Raw genomic sequence first — 22,287 nt, 5'->3', positions numbered from 1 at the left:
TATTGCTGTTGCGGTAAAGAAAAATGGTAGTCTTAATGTTATAACGGCAACTTAAAGTTAAAAGCAAAGTTGCTTTTAGCTACCACTTCAAGACCATCCTTACCAATACAAATAACCCATTATTAATCTTTAAACATTTAACTATGAAAACAACACCTTTAAATTTATGGAAACTAGTCTTTTACCTATTAATGGGCCTAACGATTACATTAACTTCCTGCTCTGGAAAAGATGGCGCTGATGGCGAAAGTATAAAAGGAGATCAAGGTCCCGCAGGGATAGATGGCAATGCTAACGTAATAACTTCGAATTGGAAGCAAATTCAATGGTCAGACCCTGTCCCATCCGAAGGGAACATGTATTTAGATGTCCCAGAAGTGAACTTAGCTGAGTTTGTGGAAACAGGTGGTCTAGTAATGATGTATTTCCAAGTTACATCTACGGAATCCGTAGTTACCTATGCACTCCCGTTTATGTATAAAACTGCTTCTCTATCTTTTTATACCCAAACAACAGATGTTGCTGACAATATCGTATTGAACATGAAAGACCCCGATGAACAAAGCATATACGATGTTCAAAACACTGAAAGCTTTAAAATACGCTATGTATTGGTACCTGCCAATGTAGCCGACCAAACAGGATTGGCCGATAATATTCCTCCAACTTTTGAAGATGCAAAATTCCTCTTAGGCATAGATTAATTAAAAGTACTCTCAAAAATCCAGGCCCAACAAGCTTTTTGCTTTGTTGGGTTTTTTATTGGTCAGTCCTTAAGTTTTGTGAAAATAAAAAAGTCTGCAAAAATTTGCAGACTTTTAATGTGACCCCTCAGGGATTCAAACCCCGAACCGCTGGAGCCGAAATCCAGTGCTCTATTCAGTTGAGCTAAGGGGCCAATGTACTTATTTATGAACTCAATTTAGCCTTTACAATAGTGGAAATGGTCTTTCCATCGGCCTGACCGGCCAATTCTTTGGAAACGATGCCCATTACCTTACCCATGTCCTGCATACCGGTAGCTCCCACAGAATCAATGGTCATAACAACCACTTTTTCAATTTCCTCTTCGGTAAGCTGTTCGGGCAAAAACTTTTCTATAACGGCAACTTGGGCCAATTCTGGCTCCGCCAAATCTTCTCTGCCTTGTTCCTTATAGATCACAGCGCTATCCTTGCGCTGTTTCACCAATTTTTGAACCAATTTGACTTCATCTTCTTCCGATAGCCCAGCACCACCGCCTTTATCGGTCTTTGCCAATAAAATGGCAGACTTAACAGCTCGCAAAGCTTCCAAGGCAACGGTGTCCTTTGCCTTCATTGCGGCCTTCATTTCTGTCATCACCTTTTCTTGCAAACCCATGTGTTCCAATTTAGTTCGCGAAGATAAAAAATAAACCCGAAAGTTTTTCTACTTCCGGGTTTATGGTTTCCATAAAATATGGAGTTAATTTAAACACTACTAATCAACATTATCGTGCAAAAAAGAGTTGTTGGACCGCAACTGTAGATCGTCGTTGCTGTCTTCTCCCAAGGTAGTCCTGGATACTTTCTGTTCTTTTGGAACATCATTGAGGTCCACCCCTTGGCGCTTATAAGCAGGCTCCTTTTCAATGTCGTCTATACTGCTCCTATTGTTCTGGAACTTGTAATTGAAGTTTTTCAACTTTCTCCTACGTTCATCGGCACGATCTTTTAAGATATCGCTGATGGAACTGTTCATGGGATCAAGGCTACTAGTAGTTTCCTCATTTTGACCTGAACCCTTATTTTCACTTTTTTCTTCAACCTCTACTGTTTTCTTCTCAAAAACAAGCTCATTCTCCACCATTTTTGGTTCATGGGTTTCTGCTTTTGACTTGGCACCAGTCAATTTTTCCTCCAACTCCATGTACTCTTCAAGGTCGTATCTGGTCTCTCCCTCTTTCTTGTATTCCAAAACAGGTTTTACCTCCACATAATCGTTCACTTCCACATCTCCTAAACCATCATCGTCCAAATTAAAGGTTACCGTATGCTCTTTCTCATCTTCATCTTCTTTGTCTTGGCTATTTAACGGCATATCAAAGCTTAAAGTGAACTGGTCCTCATTGCTTTTTGCCGGTACCTCCTCTGCATCAACTACATCTATATTGTTGATTACATTTTTGGCTTCAATGATTACAAAGTCATCTTCCACTTGCTCAGCAACCACTTCTTCGTAGAATACATTAAAGTTTCTGATGTAACTTGTTGTTGGGATCAAGTCTGGGTCCTTTGCCTCTATTTTAGGGGCAGTTTGCTCTTGTTCCTCCTCCATGTCCAAAGTGTGTTTTACCACTTGGGCTTCTGGTTCGGAGATTGGCTCTGGCTGTGGCTCGGGTTCGGGGGCTGGAGTTTTATCCATTTTAACCTCCTGTACCGATGTGGACTCCGGTGTTAAATCCTGCTCAGCGGTTTGCTCATCTTCCAAGGTGTAAAAAACCTTTTTGGACTCGGTGTTTACAATATTGTCCTGTTGGTCAACATTAAAGCCCGTGGCGATAACTGTTACGGCAATGGCTTCGCCCAAGCTTTCGTCTTCACCGACACCCATAATAATATTGGCTCCATGTCCTGCTTCAATCTGGATATGATCATTGATCTCACCGATTTCATCGATGGTGATTTCCTGAGAACCTGAAACAATGAGCAACAATACGTTTTTGGCGCCGTTGATCTTGTTATCGTTCAACAATGGCGAATCCAATGCTTTCATAATGGCCTCGGTGGCCCTTGCTGAACCAGATGCTGCTGCAGAGCCCATAATGGCAGTACCACTATTGGAGAGCACGGTCTTTGCATCCCTAAGGTCAATATTTTGTGTGTAATGATGGGTTATCACCTCTGCAATACCCCTTGCCGCAGTGGCCAAAACTTCATCTGCTTTAGAGAAACCGGCCTTAAACCCAAGATTACCGTATACTTCCCTAAGTTTGTTGTTGTTGATAACAATCAAGGAATCCACGTTGGCACGCAATTTCTCAATCCCCATTTGCGCCTGTTTGTTACGCATGGCTCCCTCGAACTGGAACGGCATGGTAACGATACCAACCGTAAGAACATCCATCTCCTTTGCGAGCTTTGCGAGTACAGGAGCAGCACCTGTGCCGGTTCCGCCACCCATTCCAGCAGTAATGAAAGCCATTTTGGTATTGTGCTCCAACATAGCTTTTAAATCGTCCATACTCTCCAAAGCGGCCTGTTCACCAATTTCTGGGTTGGCTCCCGCTCCCAATCCCTCGGTAAGGGATACACCTAATTGAATCTTATTGGGAACGGCACTGTTTTGCAATGCCTGTGCATCGGTGTTGCAGATTACAAAATCCACTCCGTTGATACCGGCCTGGAACATGTGATTGATGGCATTGCTGCCACCGCCTCCTACTCCGATAACTTTAATTACGTTGCTTTTGTTCTTGGGCAAATCAAAAGCGATGTTGTCAAATTCAGTGTTCTTACTCATGACAGTTGTGTTTCTCTATTGGGGTTATTATTCTGCATTGTCCAAAAAGTCCTTCAACTTTTCTGACCATTTGTCAAAAATGGATTTTCTCTCCGTATGGGTAGCGGCTGCACTTGCTTTGGCACCCATATCGTTTTCTTGGCCAACCAAAACCTCTTCTTCATGCGCCTCCTCTTGGTGCGCTATCCGGTCTTTCTTTTTGGCCTCCAAGGAATTCATCAGCAATCCAACAGCTGTAGCGTACAACGGGCTAGCAACTTCCTCGTCGGAGTCTCCGGCAAGGTGCTCATTGGGGTAACCGATTCTTGTGTCCATACCGGTAATATATTCCACCAATTGTTTTAAATGTTTCAATTGGCTACCACCACCCGTAAGTACAATTCCTGCGATCAATTTTTTCTTTTGTTCCTCGTGTCCGTAGTTTTTTATCTCCACATATACCTGCTCCACAATCTCCACAACACGGGCGTGGATAATTTTGGAAAGGTTTTTCAATGTGATTTCTTTGGGCTCACGGCCCCTTAGTCCAGGAATGGAAACGATTTCATTGTCCTTGTTCTCTCCTGGCCAAGCGGAACCAAATTTTATTTTCAATAGTTCGGCCTGCTTCTCTATAATGGAGCAGCCTTCTTTAATATCCTCGGTAATTACGTTACCTCCGAATGGAATTACGGAAGTGTGACGGATAATTCCATCCTTGAAAATGGCAAGATCAGTGGTTCCACCACCTATGTCGATCAAGGCTACACCCGCTTCTTTTTCTTCTTGGCTCAAAACTGCATCTGCGGAGGCCAAAGGTTCCAACGTGATGTTCCCTAGATCCAATCCTGCACTTTTGATACACCTTCCAATATTTTTAATGGACGACACCTGCCCTACTACTACATGGAAATTGGCTTCCAATCGCCCACCGTACATACCAACGGGCTCTTTTATTTCGGATTGACCGTCCACTTTGTACTCCTGTGGCAATACATGGATGATCTCCTCTCCGGGAAGCATTACCAGTTTATACACTTGGTTGCACAATTTGTCCAGATCCTCATTGTCTATAACTTCCTCAGAATTTGGCCTAGTGATATAATCGCTATGGTGCAGGCTTCGGATGTGCTGTCCCGCAATACCAACGACAACGGAACCAATTTTGAGTCCCGAATTTAATTCGGCCTGTTCCACCGCTTGTTGAATGGATGATATGGTCTGTGTGATATTGTTGACCACTCCACGGTGAACACCCAAACTTTTTGATCGTCCGGTGCCCAAAATCTCAATTTTCCCATACTCATTTTCCCTACCGATGATGGCTACGATCTTGGTAGTTCCAATATCCAATCCAACTGAATAATTACCTTGTTCCATAATTTAAATTTTGGTGCAAACCACTTGATTGTTGAATTCCAAACTAACTGTTACATAATCTTCCAAGGATTTGTCCTTGGCCGCCTTTGCATAAAAGGCCATAAAATTTTTGAACTTCTTGTTCAAATTGTCCACTCCGCCCAAATTCACCACAAAATTTTCCATGCGGAACTTGAGCTGATATTTCCCTTCGTCCTCAATATGTATCCCAATGACATTCTTCCTCAGAAAATCATCATGGTTGATATAGTCCAAAATCACATAGGCATCCTCGAGGGTTTTTCCTGTAATTTTTCCTGTAATTATAGGGACCCTTGCTGAATGATGTTTTGATAATGGCATGCGTTCGCCCTGATCATCCAAATAAAATTTGGAGACACCCTCTATTCTTCCAATTGGCTTTCGCTGAACTATCTTGGATACAAGTTCCCCGTTTACAGTAAGATAGACCTGGGCATTTTTGACCATATCATTGGATAGTATAATCTCCTCTATGGTATTCAAAACTAACTGTTCTTTGAGCGTGTTCTCTAGGGGTCCGTATTTTTGTATTAACAATTTATTAACCGCATCCTCAGTTAAATACAAATTGTCCTCACCAACGAATCTTACAGTGACATCATTCACCTTTTTCTTTTGGTTTCTTTGATCGGCAAAACCGTAAAGCGCAACTACGGTTACCGACAAAAATGCCAGTTTTATGTAATCCCAATTAATGCGCATAACTCAATTCTTTTTTGATTTTTGGTACTTCCAATCCAATATCCCCTGCACCAAGAGCAACCAATACCCCTGATGTACAGTTACTTACCTCTTTCAATAATGCTGATTTAGAAATCAGTTTTTTATTCGGGTTCTCTATTTTTTCCAAAAGCCATTGGGAGGTGACCCCTTCGATGGGCTCTTCCCTGGCAGGGTAAATGTCCAGCAAGATGATTTCATCAAAATCGGAAAGACTTGCTGCAAAATCATCCGCAAAATCCTGTGTACGTGAGAATAGGTGTGGTTGAAAAATCACCGTCACCTTTTGCCCTGGATGCATTTCACGAATCGCCTGATGCACTGCACTGATTTCTGTTGGGTGATGGGCATAATCATCGATAAACACAAAATCCTTTTCCTTGATTTGGTAGGAAAACCTGCGCTGAACACCTTTAAAAGTACCCAAAGCTTTGGCAAGGCGGTGTGGTGGGCAGCCGGTTTGCACCGCCATCGCAAAAGCAGCTAATCCATTGAGCAAATTGTGCCTTCCAGGTTTGTGGAACTTCACGTTCTTGATTATCTCAGAAGGCGTTACGAGATCAAATATGTAGGCTCCATGTTCAATTTCTATATTCTCTATGCAGTAATCTGCACCATCATCAATACCAAAGGTGGTTCCTTCCAAGGGAAGCCCTTTGTGTATAAATAATTTTCCCCCAGGTTTGATTCGATCCACAAATTGGTTGAACGAATGCTCCAATTCTTCTTTGGTGCCATAAATATCCAAATGATCGGCATCCATCGATGTGATGCAGGCAACTGTTGGCGTTAATCGTAAAAAAGAACGATCGAACTCATCCGCCTCCACGACCGAATATTCGGTGCCGTCCAATACAAAGTTGCTATTAAAATCTTCGGAAATACCGCCTAAAAAAGCAGTCATTGGCAATTCGCATTCCTTGAGCAGATGTGCCAAAATACATGTTGTGGTCGTTTTACCATGTGTACCTGCAACGGCCAGACAGAACGAATCTTTTGTTATAATTCCGAGAACCTCGGAACGCTTTTTAATTGCAAATCCTTGGTCCTTGTAATATTGAAGTTCCGCATGTGTGGATGGTACTGCGGGGGTATAAACCACTAAGGTGTTTGGATGTTTGAAGGTATCGGTAATCAAATCAACATTATCTTCAAAATGCACAGAAATACCCTTTCCCATCAAGTCATCGGTGATAGGTGTCGGCGTGCGATCATAACCTGCCACTTCTTTGCCCACAAATTTGAAATAGCGTGCCAGGGCAGACATACCTATGCCTCCAATGCCAATAAAATAAACGCTATGGATATCCTTCAAATTCACTTCAACAACTTTTCAATTTCGTCCACAATATGTTCCGTGGCCTTGGGCATGGCCATTTTTTTGATGTTTTTTCCCAATTTCTGCTGGGTCTCTTCTGATTTCATCAATTCAGAAAAACTGTGTTCAAATTCAGTATCCAACTCATTTTCCCGCAGCATAATTGCAGCATCTTTGGCTACCAATGCCTTCGCATTTTGCGTTTGATGGTCCTCTGCAACATTGGGCGATGGAATAAAAATCACCGGTTTGCCCACCAAACAAAGCTCGGAGACCGATCCTGCGCCAGCCCTTGAGATAATCACATCCGCAGCTGCGTAGGCCAAATCCATTCGGTTGACAAAGGCCAATACCTTGATCGTATCCGACTCGTATTTTTTGTATTCCTCGTGATACAGTTTGCCACATTGCCAAAGTACTTGCAACCCTTGACTTGCAAAAAAGTCAAGCTCCTTTTCAATCAACTGGTTGATTCTTCGAGCACCAAGGCTACCTCCTAGCACTAAAACCGTTTTTTTGTCATCATCAAGCCCAAAAAAGGCAGCTGCTTTTTGTTTTCCTTCCTTTATCGTTACCAAATCGGTTCGGATAGGGTTTCCAGTTTTCACGATCTTTTCTTTCGGAAAAAAGCGATCCATGCCATCATAGGCCACGCAAATCTTCTCCGCTTTTCCCGCCAATAGCTTGTTGGTGATTCCCGCAAAGGAATTCTGTTCTTGCAGCACGCAGGGAACACCCACGCTTTCGGCCATCCGCAATAATGGCCCACTTGCAAAACCTCCCGTACCAATGGCCACATGGGGCTTGAACTGTTTCACTATTTTGCGCGCTTCTAACAAACTACTTATCAGTTTAAATGGAAACATGAGATTTTTCAATGTCAGCTTCCGTTGTATTCCACTTATCCACAAGCCCTTTATTTCATATCCTGCTTGAGGTACTTTTTCCATTTCCATTTTATCCTTGGCTCCCACGAACAAAAACTCTGCATCTGGATATCTCCTCTTCAACTCGTTCGCAATGGCCACGGCCGGATAAATATGTCCCCCCGTTCCTCCTCCAGAAAGTATAAACCTATATCTGTCCACTTAATACTTCTAAAGGGTTTGTTTCATCTATTCCATGGGATTGCTCCTCTAAATTTTCTTTTTTATTGCTGGCACTCAACACAATTCCAATGGCCATACAAGTCATCCAAATAGATGTCCCGCCCATACTGATCAACGGCAAAGGCTGACCCGTAACCGGAAACAACTGTACCACAACGGCCATATTGATGAACGCCTGAAATACAATGGGCAGCCCGACACCAATCACCAATAATTTTGAAAACACCGTTTTGGACGAATGTGCGACGACCACGATACGGAACAGCAGGAGTAGATAGAAAAAGAGCAAAGCTCCACCTCCCAACAATCCATACTCTTCAATAATGATTGCAAAAATGAAATCGGACGTACTCTGGGACAACATGTTCTTCATCACACTTTTTCCCGCTCCTTTGCCCACAATGCCACCTTCGGCCACAGCAATCTGGGCCAAGGTCAATTGGTGCAGATCATCCTTATCCGCTTGTTCCGGATGGATAAAAGTTTCTATTCTCGATTTCCAGGTTCCGGCACGTTGTGGCAATACTTCGGGCGCTTTGAACAGCACAAACAGAAACATGCCTGCCAGCACGATTCCAGTCCCGACCATGACGAACAAATATTTTAAGGGGTATCCGCCCAAAAAGCACAACACCAACGCCATAAAACTGATAATGGCCGCCGTTGAGAAGTTTTCGGGCAAAATCAAGAGCACCACCAAAGCCACGGGCAACCATAAAGGCAGAATACTTTCTTTGAAAGTTATCTTTACATCTTTGATCTTGGTAAGATACCTGGCAATCCAAATCATTAGAACTACCGCGGCCAATGTCGATGTCTGGAAGTTGACCCCGACCAATGGAATTTTTATCCAACGGTTTGCCGTTACGCCACCAATCCGTGTTTCCACAGTCAAAGTGTAAATCAACAATAGAATAACGATGGGCATGGCAATAATGGAAAGCCCTTTAAAATAATGCGTAGGTATCCTATGCACGGCATAGATTATACCGAAGCCCAAAAACAGCAATACAGCATGCTTAACCAAATGTCCCAAAGTGGTCCCGTCACCGTTAACATAGACCAAATTGGTACTGGCACTGTACACCGGCAAAAATGAGAAAAGTGCCAAAAGGGCCACTACGCCCCAAATAGCTTTATCACCTTTCAGATTTTTGAAAATTGCCAACACGTTTTACAGGTTTTTTATCGCGTTTTTAAATTGATCTCCTCTATCTTCATAATTTTTGAAAAGGTCGAAACTTGCGCAGGCCGGGGACAACAAAACAGCATCTCCCCGCTCTGCAACTTTGTAGGCCACCTTTACGGCTTCTTCCATGGAATAGGTCTCCACCATCAGGTCGATAACATTTCCAAAGGCATCTATCAACTTGGAGTTGTCCACTCCCAGGCAAATGATGGCCTTTACCTTTTCCCGCACCAGTGCCATCAACTCGGAATAATCGTTTCCCTTATCCACTCCGCCGGCAATCCAAATAATCGGCTTTTTGATACCGTCGAGGGCATAAAAAGTCGCATTAACGTTGGTTGCTTTGGAGTCGTTGATGTACTCCACATGGTTTATCTTCAACACATTCTCCAGTCTGTGGGGCACGCCCTGAAAAGACTGAATACTCTGGCGAATCGTCTCTTTTCTGACCTTAACCAGCATGGCAGCCATACTTGCAGCCATGGTGTTTTTTACGTTGTGCTGACCTTCCAAGGCCAAAATATCTTCACTCATTTCCAAGGTTTTATTTTCTAATTTTATTGTTATCGTTTTATCTTTCAACCAAGCCCCTTCCTTCAATTCCCGCTTTAGCGAAAAGGGCAATAATTTGGATTGAACCGGGTGTTTTTTCAACCAATCCTGAATCACTTCATCATCGGCATCATAAATCAGATAATCATCTTCATCCTGATTCATGGCGATTCTGAATTTGGATGCGATATAGTTTTCAAATTTGTACTCATACCTATCCAAATGATCGGGCGTTATGTTGGTTATCATCGCGATGTGTGGTTTAAAATCCACAATACCATCCAACTGAAAACTGCTTATCTCCAGGACATAGTGGTCAAAGTCTTGTTCGGCCACCATTTTAGCATAGCTATCACCAATGTTTCCAGCCATACCCACGTTCAGCCCTCCATTTTTTAAAATATGGTAGGTCAACATGGTTGTCGTTGTTTTTCCATTACTGCCCGTGATTCCAATAAGGGTCGAATCTGTATAATTTGACGCGAACTCTATCTCTGAAATCACTGGAACACCTTTTTGAACCAGTGTTTTCACCAAAGGCACGTTATCTGGAATACCTGGACTCTTCATTACCAAATCGGCATTCAAAATTTTGGCTTCGGTATGTTCACCAGACTCCCATTCAATCTCAAAATGTTCAAGAACCTTTTTATATCTATCTTTTATTTCGCCCTTATCCGAAACAAAGACCTCAAATCCTTTTTGCCGACCTAAAATGGCGGTTCCAACGCCACTTTCCCCTCCTCCAAGTATCACCAAGCGGCCCATTTTTATCGAATTTTAAGTGTAACAATGCTGATAATGGCCAGCATGATTCCTATAATCCAAAAACGGGTTACTATTTTACTCTCGTGATATGATTTTTTCTGGTAATGGTGGTGCAATGGAGCCATCAAAAATATGCGCTTCCCTTCGCCATATTTTTTCTTGGTATGCTTAAAATAACCCACTTGCAACATCACCGACAGTGACTCTGCAAAGAAGATTCCGCATAAAATAGGGATCAACAATTCTTTCCTTACAATAATGGCAATTACGGCGATAACGCCACCAATGGTCAAACTACCCGTGTCTCCCATAAATACCTGGGCCGGATAGGTATTGTACCATAAGAATCCGACCAATGCCCCAACAAAAGCGGCAATAAACACCACTAATTCCCCAACTCTGGGCAAGTAGAAAATATCCAAGTAGTCCGAGAATTGAATATTGCCCGACACCCAAGCAAAAATTCCCAAGGTCAGCACAATTATGGCCGACGAACCAGCCGCGAGACCATCTATCCCGTCCGTTAAATTGGCACCGTTGGATACGGCGGTGACGATAAGGATTACAACGGGTATAAAAATGAGCCACGCGTACTCTTCGGCACCTTCACCGATCCATGAAATAAAATCTGCATAATCGAGTTCGTTGTTCTTAAAAAAGGGCACATTGGTTCGGACAGCTTTGGTCTCCTCACCAAACACTCTTTCTACTTTAAAATTTTCGGTAATTGTAGATGTATCCTTCTCCTTGATGGTCACCGCTGGATGAAAGTAAAGGGTAATTCCAACAATCAATCCAAGTCCTACCTGACCCATTACCTTAAATCTACCTTTGAGACCCTCTTTATCCTTCTTGAAGATTTTGATGTAATCGTCGATAAAGCCGATAATCCCCATCCAAACTGTGGTAACGATCAAAAGAATTACATAAATATTTTTGATGTCTGCGAAAAGAATGACGGGCAACAAGGTGGACATAATGATAATAAGCCCTCCCATGGTGGGTGTCCCCGCTTTTTGCTTTTGCCCTTCCAGACCAAGGTCGCGGATACTTTCACCAATCTGTTTTTTCTGTAGAAACTGAATAATTCGCTTTCCGTAGACCATGGCGATCAATAGGGACAACAATACAGACATTGCCGCTCTGAAGGTTAGGAACTGAAAAAGTCCGGCACCTGGCAGTTGGTATTGCTTCTCTAAATATTCGAACAAGTAGTATAACATGGACTACACTATTTTTTTAGGCTCTCCAGAGCTTCTTTTACTTCTTTAAAATCATCAAAATCCACCCTGACACCGTTGGTCTCCTGATAGGTCTCATGGCCTTTTCCCGCCACGAGAATTATATCGTTGGCCACAGCAAGTTTACATGCTGTTTTTATGGCCTGTTTTCTATTTTCGATGGACAATACCTTTCGAACATTTTGAGCCTCCACTCCTGCTTCCATCTCTTCAATAATGGCAGTAGGCGATTCTGTTCTCGGGTTATCGGATGTGAAAATGGCCTGGTCGCTCATTTCCGAAGCGATATGACCCATAACCGGACGCTTAGACTTGTCACGGTCACCACCACACCCCACTACGGTGATGACCTTTTCATTTCCAGTCCTCAATGCATTGATCGTAACCAATACATTTTTAAGTGCGTCCGGCGTATGGGCATAATCAACAATAGCCGTTATTTTATCTTTTGATATGTAATATTGAAACCTACCATCCACGTTCTCCAACTCGCTCATCAGTCTGAGGATTTCCATTTTTTCGAGACCCAAAATATCGGCAGTGGCGTAAATGGCAAGTAAATTATAAGCATTAAAATCCCCAATAAGTTTGGTCCACAACTCATTGTCATCAACCTTTAACAATTGACCGTTGAATTGCTTTTCCAAAATCTGTGCCCTGTAATCAGCAAAGGATTTTAAAGCGTAGGTATATTTTTTGGCCTTGGTGTTCTGTAACATCACCAAACCATTTTTATCGTCTATGTTGACCAAGGCAAAAGCAGTCTTGGGCAATCCATCGAACAATTTCTTTTTGGTATCCCGATATTCGGCAAAGCTTTTATGGTAATCCAAATGATCGTGGGATAAATTGGTAAAGATGGCCCCTTCAAAATGTAGTCCTTCCGCTCTTTTTTGATGGATTCCATGAGAACTCACTTCCATAAAACAGAACTCCACCCCAACATCGTTCATGATGGACAAATAATTGTTGATGGTAAGCACATCCGGCGTGGTGTGGGTAGCTTTATATTCTTTGTCATCTACCAAAACTTTAATTGTAGAGATCAACCCAACTTTAAACCCGGCCTTTTTAAACAGATTATACAACAGCGTGGTTACCGTGGTCTTACCATTAGTACCTGTAACACCGACCAATTTTAGATTTTTGGAAGGGTTATCGTAAAAGTTGGAAGCGATCACGGCCAAAGCACTATTGCAATTATCGACCTGCAAGTAGGTGACCCCATTGACCATAATTTTCGGAAGCTCCTCGCACACAATGGCCCTTGCTCCCAAATCCACCGCTTTTTGGATGAATTTATGCCCATCGGTAACAGTACCGCGAATGGCAACGAACACATCATCCATTTCGACCTTTCTGGAATCGAAATGAACATTGTTCACCATTACGTTGGTATCTCCGCTCACCGCTGAGAGACTTACTCCATACAATATATCCTTCAATAACTTCATGAAAGCTCCAACACTATTTTTTTGACCTGTTTGATATTGGTCCCTTGGTTTACCGATTGATTTTTAACCTTTCCATTGCCGTGCACCTCCACTTCGATTCCCAAATTTTCCAAAAGGGAAACGGCATCCATTCCACTCATGCCCTTTACATTGGGCACGGTGCTATATTTTTTCTGGACTTTGGCATAGTACTGCTGGTAGTCTTTATCCAAATCCTTGTCTTCCATAATTCTGCCATCTACCTCATCCACCATTGGTGAAATGGCGTGTATTTTTTGTGCCATTGATTTAAAAACAGGACCGGACACGTCAGCTCCGTAATACCCTTCATCCTTGTCTGGTTCATGAATGACCACTATGCACGAATATTTGGGATTGTCCGCGGGAAAGTACCCAGCGAACGAGGAGATATAAGCCAATTTATCCGGGTTTTTCTCCACGTAGTTTTTTTGTGTGGTTCCCGTTTTACCCGCCATGGAAAAATTTTTGGAATACATCCTATGCCCCGTGCCATAATCCTTCTCCACCACATCCTTCAATAATTGCTGTGCCTTTTTAACGGTCTCATCGGAACAAATGGAGGGATTTAAAACTTCTTTGTCAAACCGCTTCAACACCTTGTTGCCCTCTCGTACTTCTTGAATCAATCGGGGTTTTACATATTCCCCATCGTTGGCAATGGCATTGTAAAAGGCCAAGGTTTGAATCGGTGTCAGCGACACTTCGTAACCGTGCGACATCCAACCCAAGGAAATTCCTGACCAACCTTTATCCCCGGGGTAACGGATCACAGGGTCACCTTCACCAATAATAGGTAGACCTAATTTTTTATGAAGTCCCATATTCATCAAGCGATTGACAAATTTTTCAGGTTGCTCCTTATAGTTTTCATTGATGATTTTTGCAAAAGCCGTATTGGATGAAACCGCAAAAGCTTTGGCTACCGTAATCTCCCCATAACCGCCCCATTTGGAATCCTTTACGACACCATCATAAATCCGGTACCTTCCTTTTTCGGTATCGATGACCGTACTGGTGTCCACAACCTTATCTTCCAAAGCGGCCACCATGGACATCAATTTAAAAGTGGAACCAGGCTCATGGGATTCACCTACCGCATAGTTCAGTTTTTCATAATATTTTCCTTCGGAAGTCCTGCCCAAATTGGAAATCGCCTTAATTTCACCGGTTTCGGTTTCCATTACCACCACACAACCATGATCGGCCTTGTACCGCTCCAATTGTTTTAATAATTCGTGATGGGCGATATCCTGAATATTGACATCGATGGTCGAAACCACATCCAATCCATCTTGCGGCTCTACTATATTATCCAGACCTACAGGCTTCCACTGCCCCTTGGCTATTTTCTGCTTTAATCGTTTACCTTCCTTACCGCGCAAATAAGATTCCCCAAAAGCACCGTCCAATCCTACGCGAGTGTAGTATCCGTTTTCGTCCACACGCTCGTAACCAATGCTTCTGGCCGCCATTTTACCCAAAGGATATTCGCGAACCACACGATGTGTCCCAATAAAGCCTCCTTTATAAGGTCCTAGATTGAACAATGGAAATTGTTTGATCCGCACATAATCCAAATACCCCACATTACGGGCCACCAACTTGTATCGATTACCATTGGCTCTCGCTTTACGGAACAATTGTCTGTAATAGGAGGATGGCCTATCGAACAATTTGCCCAAGGAATCGGATAGTGCGGCCACATGGTTCTCAAAGTTTTCCTGAGAAACGGTCTTAGCGTCAAACCTGATTTCATATTTAGGAACGGATGCCGCCAACAAACTGCCATCTTCGGAATATAGGTTTCCACGATTGGGCTCAATGGTGAACATCTTTTCGGTCTTGCTCAGCGCAAGCTCCTTATACTTTTCGCCCTGCACCATTTGAATATCCACCAACTTGACCACAACGGCAATGGCCAACACAAGAAGGCCTCCCGCTACGAGGTAAAGTCTGTTCATGATATTTTTTTCGGTAATGGCCACTATTCCGCTGATTTTACTTTTATTTTTTTTGGTGGGTTTTGCGATGGCGTCAATCCTTTTTCGGCGACCACCTCGCGCAAGGTAGATTCGAGTTTCAGTTGCTGAACATTTGAACGAGCCTCAAAAAATTCACTTTTAAGTTTTCGCACTTCCTCGTTCAACTCGGCAATCTCCAAAACTTTTTTATCGGCATTATGGCTGCTGGAAATCATCAGAGCAGCCAAGAAAGAGGCGAACAACAAAAACATCCAGTTCTTGGGAGCATCTCCGCTCACCAAAAACTTTCCTTTTAGTATGTCCAATAATCCTTTTCTCATTTTGCGTTCCTTTTGTCATTCCCGTGCAAACGGGAATCTATCCTTCAATCATCTTTCGACAGCGCTCAAGATGACATTTCAACTACACCTTTATATTTTTTCCGCAATGCGGAGTTTTGCACTTCTAGCTCTATTGTTACGGGCTATTTCTTCTGCTGATGGAACAATCAACCCTCCCACTTTCTTTAAAGGAACTTTGATATTCCCATAAAAATCCTTTTCTGGCTCGCCGTCAAACTTACCGGCACGGATAAAGCGTTTAGCCAATCTGTCCTCTAAGGAGTGATAACTGATCAAACTCAAACGACCCCCCTCTTTCAACACTTCGGGCACTTGTTCCAAAAACTCCTTGAGCACCTCGATTTCTTGGTTTACCTCTATCCTAATGGCTTGATAGATTTGCGCCAAAATTTTGTTCTCCTTCATTTTTGGCAAAAACTTGCCCAGTACCTTTTTAAGGTCGTCTGTTGTTTTGATGGGCTCTTCCGATCTGGCCGCAACTATTGCTCTGGCCATGGCTTTTGCATTTCGCAATTCACCATACTGAAAAAGAACCGACGCTAAATCTTCTTGGGAATAGGTGTTCACCACCTTATAGGCCGACAATTCGTTTTTTTTGTCCATCCGCATATCCAAATCCGCATTGAAACGAATGGAGAAGCCGCGCTCGGCTTCATCGAACTGATGGGAGGAAACCCCGAAATCCGCCAAGATTCCATCAACTTTCCGAATGCCATAGAACTTTAAAAACTGTTTGAGGTAGCGAAAATTCTGATTGATCAACTGAAACCTTTCATCATCCAATGTATTATGAAGGGCATCCTCATCTTGATCAAATGCGAACAACTTTCCGCCATCACCCAATCTTTTCAAAATTTCTTTGGAGTGCCCGCCGCCACCAAAGGTGACATCCACATACACTCCATCTTCTTTTATATTCAACCCATCCACCGACTCTTTCAGCAACACTGGGTTGTGATACGCACTACTCATCGTCATCAAAAATCTCCTCGGCCAGGTCAGCATAATCCTTTTCACCTTCGGCCAAGACTTTCTCGTACATATCCTTGTTCCAAATCTCGATTTTGTCAAAAACCGCATTCAGAACAACCTCTTTCTCGATCCCAGCAAACTCCACTAAGTTTTTCGGAATCTGTAATCTTCCAGAATCCCCGTCAATACTGACTTCCTTCATTCCCGCAACAAAATTTCTCACAAAAGCATCGTACTTTCGATTGATTTTGCTTTTCTTCATCACTTTCTGCATAAGAACATCGAACTCAGCTTTGGGATACAATTCCAAACATTGCTGAAAAACAGACCGCTTGATCACAAACCCATCCTTTAAAACAGGCAAAAGCTGGTTCTTCAAAGAAATGGGCAATAACACCCTTCCTTTGGAGTCCGCTTTACAATCATGTTGTCCTATGATATGGGTCACTAGAAATCAATTGGTTAGTTAATACAACTCAAATATATAGATTTTATTTCCACATTTCTCCACTTAACACCACTTTTGTTAATAAATTATCCACTTTTGGACGAAATACCGATGTTTGGACCCTCAAAATGGAACTTGAGATCGATGTACTGATATGAGACAAGATTTGACTCGAATGAAAAAACTTGCACCAGTTATATCAAAACCTGAAATCTTTGTGATATGAAATTCCTATATTTGCGCCTCTTACTACCAACTGACTATAGATGGAAGAGCATTTAATTGAGGATGGCAAATACCGATATATAGAAAAGGGAGAAGGCACTCCCATGATCATATTGCACGGTTTGATGGGAGGCTTGAGCAACTTCCAAGGGGTATCCGAATATTTTCCACCTAAAGGATATCAAGTATTGATTCCCGAATTGCCTATTTACGATATGCCATTATTAAAGACCACGGTAAAAAACTTTGCCACGTTCTTGGAAGGGTTTATTGAGCACAAGGGTTTGAAGGATGTCATCTTGCTTGGAAATTCCTTGGGCGGACACATTGGGCTTTTGCATACCAAAATGTTCCCTGAAATGGTCAAGGCCTTGGTAATCACTGGAAGTTCAGGACTTTACGAGAGTGCTATGGGTGATGGATATCCGAAGCGTGGTGATTACGAATTCATTAAAAAGAAGGCCGAGGACGTATTTTACGACCCAAAAGTAGCCACCAAAGAAATCGTGGACGAGGTTTTTGCAACGGTCAACGATAGAATGAAGTTGGTAAAGACTTTGGCCATTGCCAAGAGTGCAATTCGCCACAACATGTCCAAAGACCTGCCCCACATGAATACACCAACATGTATTATTTGGGGAGAAAACGATACGGTAACCCCGCCGAATGTGGCCAAGGAATTCCATGAGTTGTTGCCCGACTCCGATTTATATTGGATAGAGAAATGTGGCCATGCCCCTATGATGGAACACCCTAACGACTTTAATCGTATTCTGGAAGCTTGGTTGGAAAAAAGGGGATTTTAGATTCTAGAGTCCAGTATTGAGATAGTGGACCGGAAATGATCACATCCATATTTCCATATAAAGATTTAGATAGGACTTCTATAATCTAGCAGCTAACATCTATTTAAAATGAAAATTACCTCAGCCGAATTTGTGATGAGCAACTCCAATGTTGCCAAATGTCCTAACGAGCCATTACCTGAATATGCATTTATTGGCAGGTCCAATGTAGGTAAATCATCGTTGATCAATATGCTGGTAGAACGAAAAGCATTGGCCAAAACCTCGGGCAGACCAGGGAAGACGCAACTCATTAACCATTTTAAAATCAACAACAATTGGTTTTTGGTAGATTTGCCCGGTTACGGTTATGCACGGGTTTCCAAAAAAGACAAAAAAACCTTTCAGAAATATATTACGGATTATTTCCAAAAAAGAAAGCAATTGGTATGTGGTTTTGTATTGGTGGATATCCGCCATGACCCACAACCTGTGGACTTGGAATTCATGGAATGGTTGGGCACGAACCAGATTCCGTTCGCCATAATTTTCACCAAGGCGGACAAGCTTAAACCCAACGCCATAGAAAGGCAGACAAACGCCTATCTCCAAAAATTATTGGAAGGTGCCTGGGAGGAAGCTCCTCCACATTTTACCACTTCATCCAGCAACCGTATGGGGAGAGAGGAACTTTTGGAATTTATAGACGGCATAAACCAGGAGTTTTTCCAAAACAATTCCAAATAACAAATACCTGCTTTCTTGATCGACGAAAAAAGGTAAGGTTATATTGATTTTTACGACTAAAGCACACCTAAAAACAAAAACCTATAAAATGAAATCTGTATTGCACAAAGCAGGAACTCGCGGACACGCTGACCATGGTTGGTTGAATTCTTATCATACCTTTAGTTTTGCAGGATATCATGACCCTGAACGTATGCATTTTGGAGTATTGCGGGTTCTTAATGATGACCAAGTAGCTCCCGGTAGAGGTTTTGGAACACACCCGCACGACAATATGGAAATTATCTCCATTCCTTTAGAAGGTGATTTGGAGCATAAGGACAGCATGGGCAATACCACAACCATTAAAGAAGGAGATGTACAGGTGATGAGTGCCGGCACCGGTATTCAGCATAGTGAATACAATAAAAACAACGACCAAGAAGTGAAGTTTCTTCAAATTTGGGTCTTCCCGAATCAAAGAAACGTTGAACCCAGATATGATCAAATATCCATTCGGGATATTGAAAAGAAAAACGCTTTTTATCAAGTGTTATCCCCGAATCCCGAGGACGAAGGAGTTTGGGTACATCAAGATGCTTGGTTCCATTTGGGGAAATTTGATGCAGGCACTTCAGATTCCTATCGAATAAAAAAAGAGGGTAACGGCGTTTATGCTTTTATCTTGGATGGAGAAGTTGAGATTGATGGCCAAAAACTTGAAAAAAGAGATGGTTTTGGCATTTGGGATACCGATTCGTTCAATTGTAAAGCAACAACAGACAGTAGGATCTTACTTATGGAAGTCCCTATGAGTCTGGACACTATTGGAAGATGATTTATTCAACTTATTTTCGTTAAAAAAGCCCCGATTCGGGGCTTTTTTTATTTGTGAAAGGTCCATAAAATTAAACGTATCGCACCATATCATGATTTTAGGTATTTTTAAAACCACTAAATACCGTCGACACATGATTAAAAATATCTGTTTGGGAATCCTTTGTTTTATTTCCGTACAACTATCGGCACAAGGCGAATTTTACCCACCAAAAGTTGAAATATCCGATTATACGCTATCCAAGTTTTTAACCGAACTCACTTTGGCCGTTGGAAAAAAGGACAAGGATTTTATCCTCGAACATTTGGACCCGAACATCCTCAATAGTTTTGGAGGCGATGGAGGTATCGAAGAATTTAAGATGTATTGGGACTTTAACGCGGAATCCACCAACTTCTGGGAGGTCATGGAAAATATCCTTTTAATCGGCGGCCCAAGTTTTGATGCTTCAAAAGATAAAAACAGCTACTATTTACCCTTTACATTTACGGATTGGCCAGATCAGTACGATGCTTTTGAACACTACTTGGTTTTGGGCAACAATGTAAACGTAAGGAACAAACCGACCACCGAAAACTCAGAGGTTCTTGGGCAACTCAGCTATCAAATTGTGAAAATATCCGATCCCGATGGCGAAATACTTTCAGAAAATAACGACTGGCTCAACATAACTACGGTGGACAATGGCCTATCTGGATATGTTTATGGTAAATTTTTGATATCCCCCATTGGCTATCGGTTAGGGTTGATCAAAACCGAAAATGGCTGGAAAATCAATATGTTGGTGGCAGGGGATTGACCTGAACATGCACCAATACATCAATTGAAACTTCACATTCGTCAATTACCAATCGTTATAGTGCTTAGCCTTTCATTATTTTGAATAAAACACCACAAAATGAATGATAGCAAAAGTGAAATTTCTGGTTTTTTTAAAAGAATCAACTTGATACATAAAGCCATAATGGCTAGTCCAATTACTCTTGGTACAATGTTTTACTTTATGACAAACAACCCATATTTGTTAATTCTGAATACCAGGGATATGTTATTGGTAATTGTAATTCCCGTTATTATTCTTGGCATATATTTAAGTGACCTGCTCTTTAAAAAAAAACTTTCAAGTATTGCAGCGGACCTATCGCTACCTAAAAAACTTGAGAGGTTTCAAACTGCTTTTTTATTGAAGATCGTATTTCTGGAAATACCTGCACTCTTTAGTGCAGCAGTTTTTTATTTGACCCAAAACCTACTATACCTCATCATTACTGTAGGAATGGTATTTTATATGAGCTTACAAGCACCAAAGAAAGAACATATAATTCGCGCCTTGGATTTGCGGGGAGCGGAAAAATATAAAATGAATCAAGTCGATTAATGACCCAAATCCAAAGAAGTTTAAAACCTTTATTTCTTCAATTCCAACTTCTCTGCAAAGTAATCGCAAAAGTCCTTCATGGTAGCGGTCATTTTTTCATCCTGAGTTGCCTTGAAAAAAGTATCCGCCATGGTAACCAATGTCTGATGAAAAAACACTTTCATTTCGTCTACGGGCATATCCTTGGTCCAAAGATCGATTTTTAAGGATTCTTGGTTTTTGCTATCCCAAACGGACAGCATCATGGCTTTGGCCTCTTCTTCATTAATACCACCGTCCTGTGCCGACCATTTTAATTCTTCGGGCACTCGGTTCTCATCCAATCCAACCTTTAAGGTTATCTCCGAAGTGTGTTCTACTGCCATTTATCTTTTTGGTTTGTAATTTGATTGTTTTAAAATTTCATCTGCGGGCATCCCTAACATCTGTTTCAGGCCTGTATCCGTTTTTTCCATAAAGGCCCTCACAATTTGCCAACCCATGTATCTTCCCAATCTTGGAGGTGATTCGTTGTCCAGTTCCAACCCAAACTTGGAAAAAGGCGCTGGATCCAAAAATTTTCTATCTAAGCCTGCGTCTGTACTGTAGAGCAATTCCCGCTCTACAAAATATTTCCACATTTGCTCTTCGTTGGCCCTTGCCCACTCTATTTCTTCTTCTGAGTATCCGATTTTCTGTGCATCCGTAGCGGAGGGAATCAGTTTGTCTTTTAGGTAAAGTTCTTTTCCAAAGTATACCATACGGGAAAGGAGGGTTCGGTTGCGCGGATAGCTGAGTACTTTTTTGGCAAAGGCACTTGTCACATCGGAAGTCAAAAACTTTTTGTCCAAATTTGATGCAATGTACCGTTGCAGTCCTTCATAAAAATGATGGTCTTTACCCAGGTAATTGTCCAAGCCAATGAGCAACAATGAATCCGTCAGTATAATTCGATTATCGTACCTAACATCCGAAGTAAGTGTTACCACATGGGGTGTTTTTGTTTCTGGGAAATAATATTTTATATGTTTGAAGAGGGACTCCAAATCCGCAGATTCTTCCTCAAAATCGCCAAAAGCTTTGGCTACCTCTTCCGATAGTTCAACTTGAATGGTGTCCGTAAGTTTGGCGACCCAAACACTATCTGGAAACTGCTCCGGGAACAAGTACGGGTATTTCTCCTTTAAAGCGGGAATTTCATTTGGCGCTGCATTGGCGAATTCCCTATCAAACCTTGAAATCTGTAAATCAACAGTAACCTTATCAATTTCTTCTTCCGTCTTATCTGTTTCCTCACAGGATGAAAGCAACAAAACCATCACTAAAACAAAACTTCTGAACACGGGAATAGTAAAGTATTTGAACAACCACTTCATTT

At 42.0% G+C, this 22,287-nt stretch carries 22 protein-coding genes and 1 tRNA gene; 6 read left to right on the top strand and 17 right to left on the bottom strand.

Going from position 1 to position 22,287, the window contains the following annotated elements; translation table 11 throughout:
- The first annotated feature begins 143 nt into the window (after window positions 1-143).
- A complete protein-coding gene (locus J0X13_RS13530) occupies window positions 144-704 on the top strand; it encodes a hypothetical protein (RefSeq protein ID WP_207071922.1) in 561 nt (186 codons plus the stop codon).
- 120 nt (window positions 705-824) lie between these two features.
- On the opposite strand, the gene J0X13_RS13525 is transcribed toward J0X13_RS13530, so the two are convergent.
- From J0X13_RS13525 to J0X13_RS13455, 15 genes are all read right to left on the bottom strand, one after another.
- Window positions 825-898, bottom strand: a tRNA-Arg gene (locus J0X13_RS13525).
- 11 nt (window positions 899-909) lie between these two features.
- Window positions 910-1,362: a GatB/YqeY domain-containing protein gene (locus J0X13_RS13520; protein ID WP_207071921.1), complete on the bottom strand. Its 453-nt coding sequence runs from the start codon at window positions 1,360-1,362 to the stop codon at window positions 910-912.
- Window positions 1,363-1,461: 99 nt separating this feature from the next.
- Window positions 1,462-3,483, bottom strand: a complete 2,022-nt coding sequence (gene ftsZ, locus J0X13_RS13515; protein ID WP_207071920.1) for a cell division protein FtsZ — start codon at window positions 3,481-3,483, stop codon at window positions 1,462-1,464.
- 27 nt (window positions 3,484-3,510) lie between these two features.
- Entirely contained in the window at window positions 3,511-4,842 is a 1,332-nt protein-coding gene (gene ftsA, locus J0X13_RS13510) for a cell division protein FtsA (RefSeq protein ID WP_207029861.1), read from the bottom strand.
- Window positions 4,843-4,845: 3 nt separating this feature from the next.
- Window positions 4,846-5,565 (bottom strand): cell division protein FtsQ/DivIB, encoded by a 720-nt coding sequence (locus tag J0X13_RS13505; protein ID WP_207071919.1) that lies wholly within the window; start codon window positions 5,563-5,565, stop codon window positions 4,846-4,848.
- Complete coding sequence (gene murC, locus J0X13_RS13500; RefSeq protein ID WP_207071918.1) at window positions 5,555-6,904, bottom strand: UDP-N-acetylmuramate--L-alanine ligase; 1,350 nt, start codon at window positions 6,902-6,904, stop codon at window positions 5,555-5,557. The genes J0X13_RS13505 and murC overlap by 11 nt, the downstream gene beginning before the upstream one ends.
- Window positions 6,901-7,989: an undecaprenyldiphospho-muramoylpentapeptide beta-N-acetylglucosaminyltransferase gene (gene murG, locus J0X13_RS13495; protein WP_207071917.1), complete on the bottom strand. Its 1,089-nt coding sequence runs from the start codon at window positions 7,987-7,989 to the stop codon at window positions 6,901-6,903. The genes murC and murG overlap by 4 nt, the downstream gene beginning before the upstream one ends.
- Window positions 7,976-9,181 (bottom strand): FtsW/RodA/SpoVE family cell cycle protein, encoded by a 1,206-nt coding sequence (locus tag J0X13_RS13490; RefSeq protein ID WP_207071916.1) that lies wholly within the window; start codon window positions 9,179-9,181, stop codon window positions 7,976-7,978. The genes murG and J0X13_RS13490 overlap by 14 nt, the downstream gene beginning before the upstream one ends.
- A 3-nt stretch (window positions 9,182-9,184) precedes the next feature.
- Window positions 9,185-10,519 (bottom strand): UDP-N-acetylmuramoyl-L-alanine--D-glutamate ligase, encoded by a 1,335-nt coding sequence (gene murD, locus J0X13_RS13485; RefSeq protein WP_207071915.1) that lies wholly within the window; start codon window positions 10,517-10,519, stop codon window positions 9,185-9,187.
- Window positions 10,520-10,521: 2 nt separating this feature from the next.
- Window positions 10,522-11,742, bottom strand: coding sequence for a phospho-N-acetylmuramoyl-pentapeptide-transferase (mraY, locus tag J0X13_RS13480; RefSeq protein WP_207071914.1), 1,221 nt, complete (start codon window positions 11,740-11,742; stop codon window positions 10,522-10,524).
- An 8-nt stretch (window positions 11,743-11,750) separates the two neighbouring features.
- Window positions 11,751-13,214 (bottom strand): UDP-N-acetylmuramoyl-L-alanyl-D-glutamate--2,6-diaminopimelate ligase, encoded by a 1,464-nt coding sequence (locus J0X13_RS13475; protein WP_207071913.1) that lies wholly within the window; start codon window positions 13,212-13,214, stop codon window positions 11,751-11,753.
- Complete coding sequence (locus J0X13_RS13470) at window positions 13,211-15,220, bottom strand: penicillin-binding protein (RefSeq protein ID WP_207071912.1); 2,010 nt, start codon at window positions 15,218-15,220, stop codon at window positions 13,211-13,213. The genes J0X13_RS13475 and J0X13_RS13470 overlap by 4 nt, the downstream gene beginning before the upstream one ends.
- Window positions 15,220-15,537, bottom strand: a complete 318-nt coding sequence (locus tag J0X13_RS13465) for an FtsL-like putative cell division protein (protein WP_207029870.1) — start codon at window positions 15,535-15,537, stop codon at window positions 15,220-15,222. The genes J0X13_RS13470 and J0X13_RS13465 overlap by 1 nt, the downstream gene beginning before the upstream one ends.
- A gap of 90 nt (window positions 15,538-15,627) precedes the next feature.
- Entirely contained in the window at window positions 15,628-16,530 is a 903-nt protein-coding gene (rsmH, locus tag J0X13_RS13460; RefSeq protein ID WP_207071911.1) for a 16S rRNA (cytosine(1402)-N(4))-methyltransferase RsmH, read from the bottom strand.
- Window positions 16,523-16,978 (bottom strand): division/cell wall cluster transcriptional repressor MraZ, encoded by a 456-nt coding sequence (locus J0X13_RS13455; RefSeq protein ID WP_207029872.1) that lies wholly within the window; start codon window positions 16,976-16,978, stop codon window positions 16,523-16,525. Before J0X13_RS13455 ends, rsmH begins: the two co-directional genes overlap by 8 nt.
- A gap of 266 nt (window positions 16,979-17,244) precedes the next feature.
- Here J0X13_RS13455 and J0X13_RS13450 point away from each other — a divergent pair, with 266 nt between their 5' ends.
- The 5 genes from J0X13_RS13450 to J0X13_RS13430 all read left to right on the top strand — a co-directional run bounded on the left by J0X13_RS13450 (window position 17,245) and on the right by J0X13_RS13430 (window position 20,930).
- A complete protein-coding gene (locus J0X13_RS13450; protein ID WP_207071910.1) occupies window positions 17,245-18,009 on the top strand; it encodes an alpha/beta fold hydrolase in 765 nt (254 codons plus the stop codon).
- 108 nt (window positions 18,010-18,117) lie between these two features.
- Window positions 18,118-18,735 (top strand): ribosome biogenesis GTP-binding protein YihA/YsxC, encoded by a 618-nt coding sequence (yihA, locus tag J0X13_RS13445; RefSeq protein ID WP_207071909.1) that lies wholly within the window; start codon window positions 18,118-18,120, stop codon window positions 18,733-18,735.
- A gap of 88 nt (window positions 18,736-18,823) precedes the next feature.
- A complete protein-coding gene (locus J0X13_RS13440; protein WP_207071908.1) occupies window positions 18,824-19,552 on the top strand; it encodes a pirin family protein in 729 nt (242 codons plus the stop codon).
- Between the two features lie 133 nt (window positions 19,553-19,685).
- Window positions 19,686-20,351, top strand: coding sequence for an SH3 domain-containing protein (locus J0X13_RS13435; protein WP_207071907.1), 666 nt, complete (start codon window positions 19,686-19,688; stop codon window positions 20,349-20,351).
- A gap of 99 nt (window positions 20,352-20,450) precedes the next feature.
- Window positions 20,451-20,930: a hypothetical protein gene (locus J0X13_RS13430; protein WP_207071906.1), complete on the top strand. Its 480-nt coding sequence runs from the start codon at window positions 20,451-20,453 to the stop codon at window positions 20,928-20,930.
- A gap of 29 nt (window positions 20,931-20,959) precedes the next feature.
- On the opposite strand, the gene gldC is transcribed toward J0X13_RS13430, so the two are convergent.
- Complete coding sequence (gene gldC / locus J0X13_RS13425) at window positions 20,960-21,295, bottom strand: gliding motility protein GldC (RefSeq protein WP_207029878.1); 336 nt, start codon at window positions 21,293-21,295, stop codon at window positions 20,960-20,962.
- Window positions 21,296-22,285 carry a gliding motility lipoprotein GldB gene (gene gldB, locus J0X13_RS13420; protein WP_207071905.1) on the bottom strand — a complete coding sequence of 330 codons (990 nt, stop codon included), beginning with the start codon at window positions 22,283-22,285 and terminating at the stop codon, window positions 21,296-21,298. It abuts the gene before it with no gap.
- Window positions 22,286-22,287: the final 2 nt, after the last annotated feature.

Source organism: [Muricauda] lutisoli (nom. illeg.) (genome assembly GCF_017313105.1).
Classification (GTDB): domain Bacteria; phylum Bacteroidota; class Bacteroidia; order Flavobacteriales; family Flavobacteriaceae; genus Flagellimonas; species Flagellimonas lutisoli.
Note: the sequence above shows the minus strand (reverse complement) of the source record. Positions and strands in the feature narration are given on the sequence as shown.

Bases quoted from the DNA above. Each gene is read 5' to 3' on its own strand.
- J0X13_RS13530 (WP_207071922.1), top strand. From the start codon at position 144: ATGAAAACAACACCTTTAAATTTATGGAAACTAGTCTTTTACCTATTA.
- J0X13_RS13520 (WP_207071921.1), bottom strand. From the start codon at position 1,362: ATGGGTTTGCAAGAAAAGGTGATGACAGAAATGAAGGCCGCAATGAAG.
- ftsZ (WP_207071920.1), bottom strand. From the start codon at position 3,483: ATGAGTAAGAACACTGAATTTGACAACATCGCTTTTGATTTGCCCAAG.
- ftsA (WP_207029861.1), bottom strand. From the start codon at position 4,842: ATGGAACAAGGTAATTATTCAGTTGGATTGGATATTGGAACTACCAAG.
- J0X13_RS13505 (WP_207071919.1), bottom strand. From the start codon at position 5,565: ATGCGCATTAATTGGGATTACATAAAACTGGCATTTTTGTCGGTAACC.
- murD (WP_207071915.1), bottom strand. From the start codon at position 10,519: ATGGGCCGCTTGGTGATACTTGGAGGAGGGGAAAGTGGCGTTGGAACC.
- mraY (WP_207071914.1), bottom strand. From the start codon at position 11,742: ATGTTATACTACTTGTTCGAATATTTAGAGAAGCAATACCAACTGCCA.
- J0X13_RS13475 (WP_207071913.1), bottom strand. From the start codon at position 13,214: ATGAAGTTATTGAAGGATATATTGTATGGAGTAAGTCTCTCAGCGGTG.
- J0X13_RS13465 (WP_207029870.1), bottom strand. From the start codon at position 15,537: ATGAGAAAAGGATTATTGGACATACTAAAAGGAAAGTTTTTGGTGAGC.
- rsmH (WP_207071911.1), bottom strand. From the start codon at position 16,530: ATGAGTAGTGCGTATCACAACCCAGTGTTGCTGAAAGAGTCGGTGGAT.
- J0X13_RS13450 (WP_207071910.1), top strand. From the start codon at position 17,245: ATGGAAGAGCATTTAATTGAGGATGGCAAATACCGATATATAGAAAAG.
- yihA (WP_207071909.1), top strand. From the start codon at position 18,118: ATGAAAATTACCTCAGCCGAATTTGTGATGAGCAACTCCAATGTTGCC.
- J0X13_RS13440 (WP_207071908.1), top strand. From the start codon at position 18,824: ATGAAATCTGTATTGCACAAAGCAGGAACTCGCGGACACGCTGACCAT.
- J0X13_RS13435 (WP_207071907.1), top strand. From the start codon at position 19,686: ATGATTAAAAATATCTGTTTGGGAATCCTTTGTTTTATTTCCGTACAA.
- J0X13_RS13430 (WP_207071906.1), top strand. From the start codon at position 20,451: ATGAATGATAGCAAAAGTGAAATTTCTGGTTTTTTTAAAAGAATCAAC.
- gldC (WP_207029878.1), bottom strand. From the start codon at position 21,295: ATGGCAGTAGAACACACTTCGGAGATAACCTTAAAGGTTGGATTGGAT.
- gldB (WP_207071905.1), bottom strand. From the start codon at position 22,285: ATGAAGTGGTTGTTCAAATACTTTACTATTCCCGTGTTCAGAAGTTTT.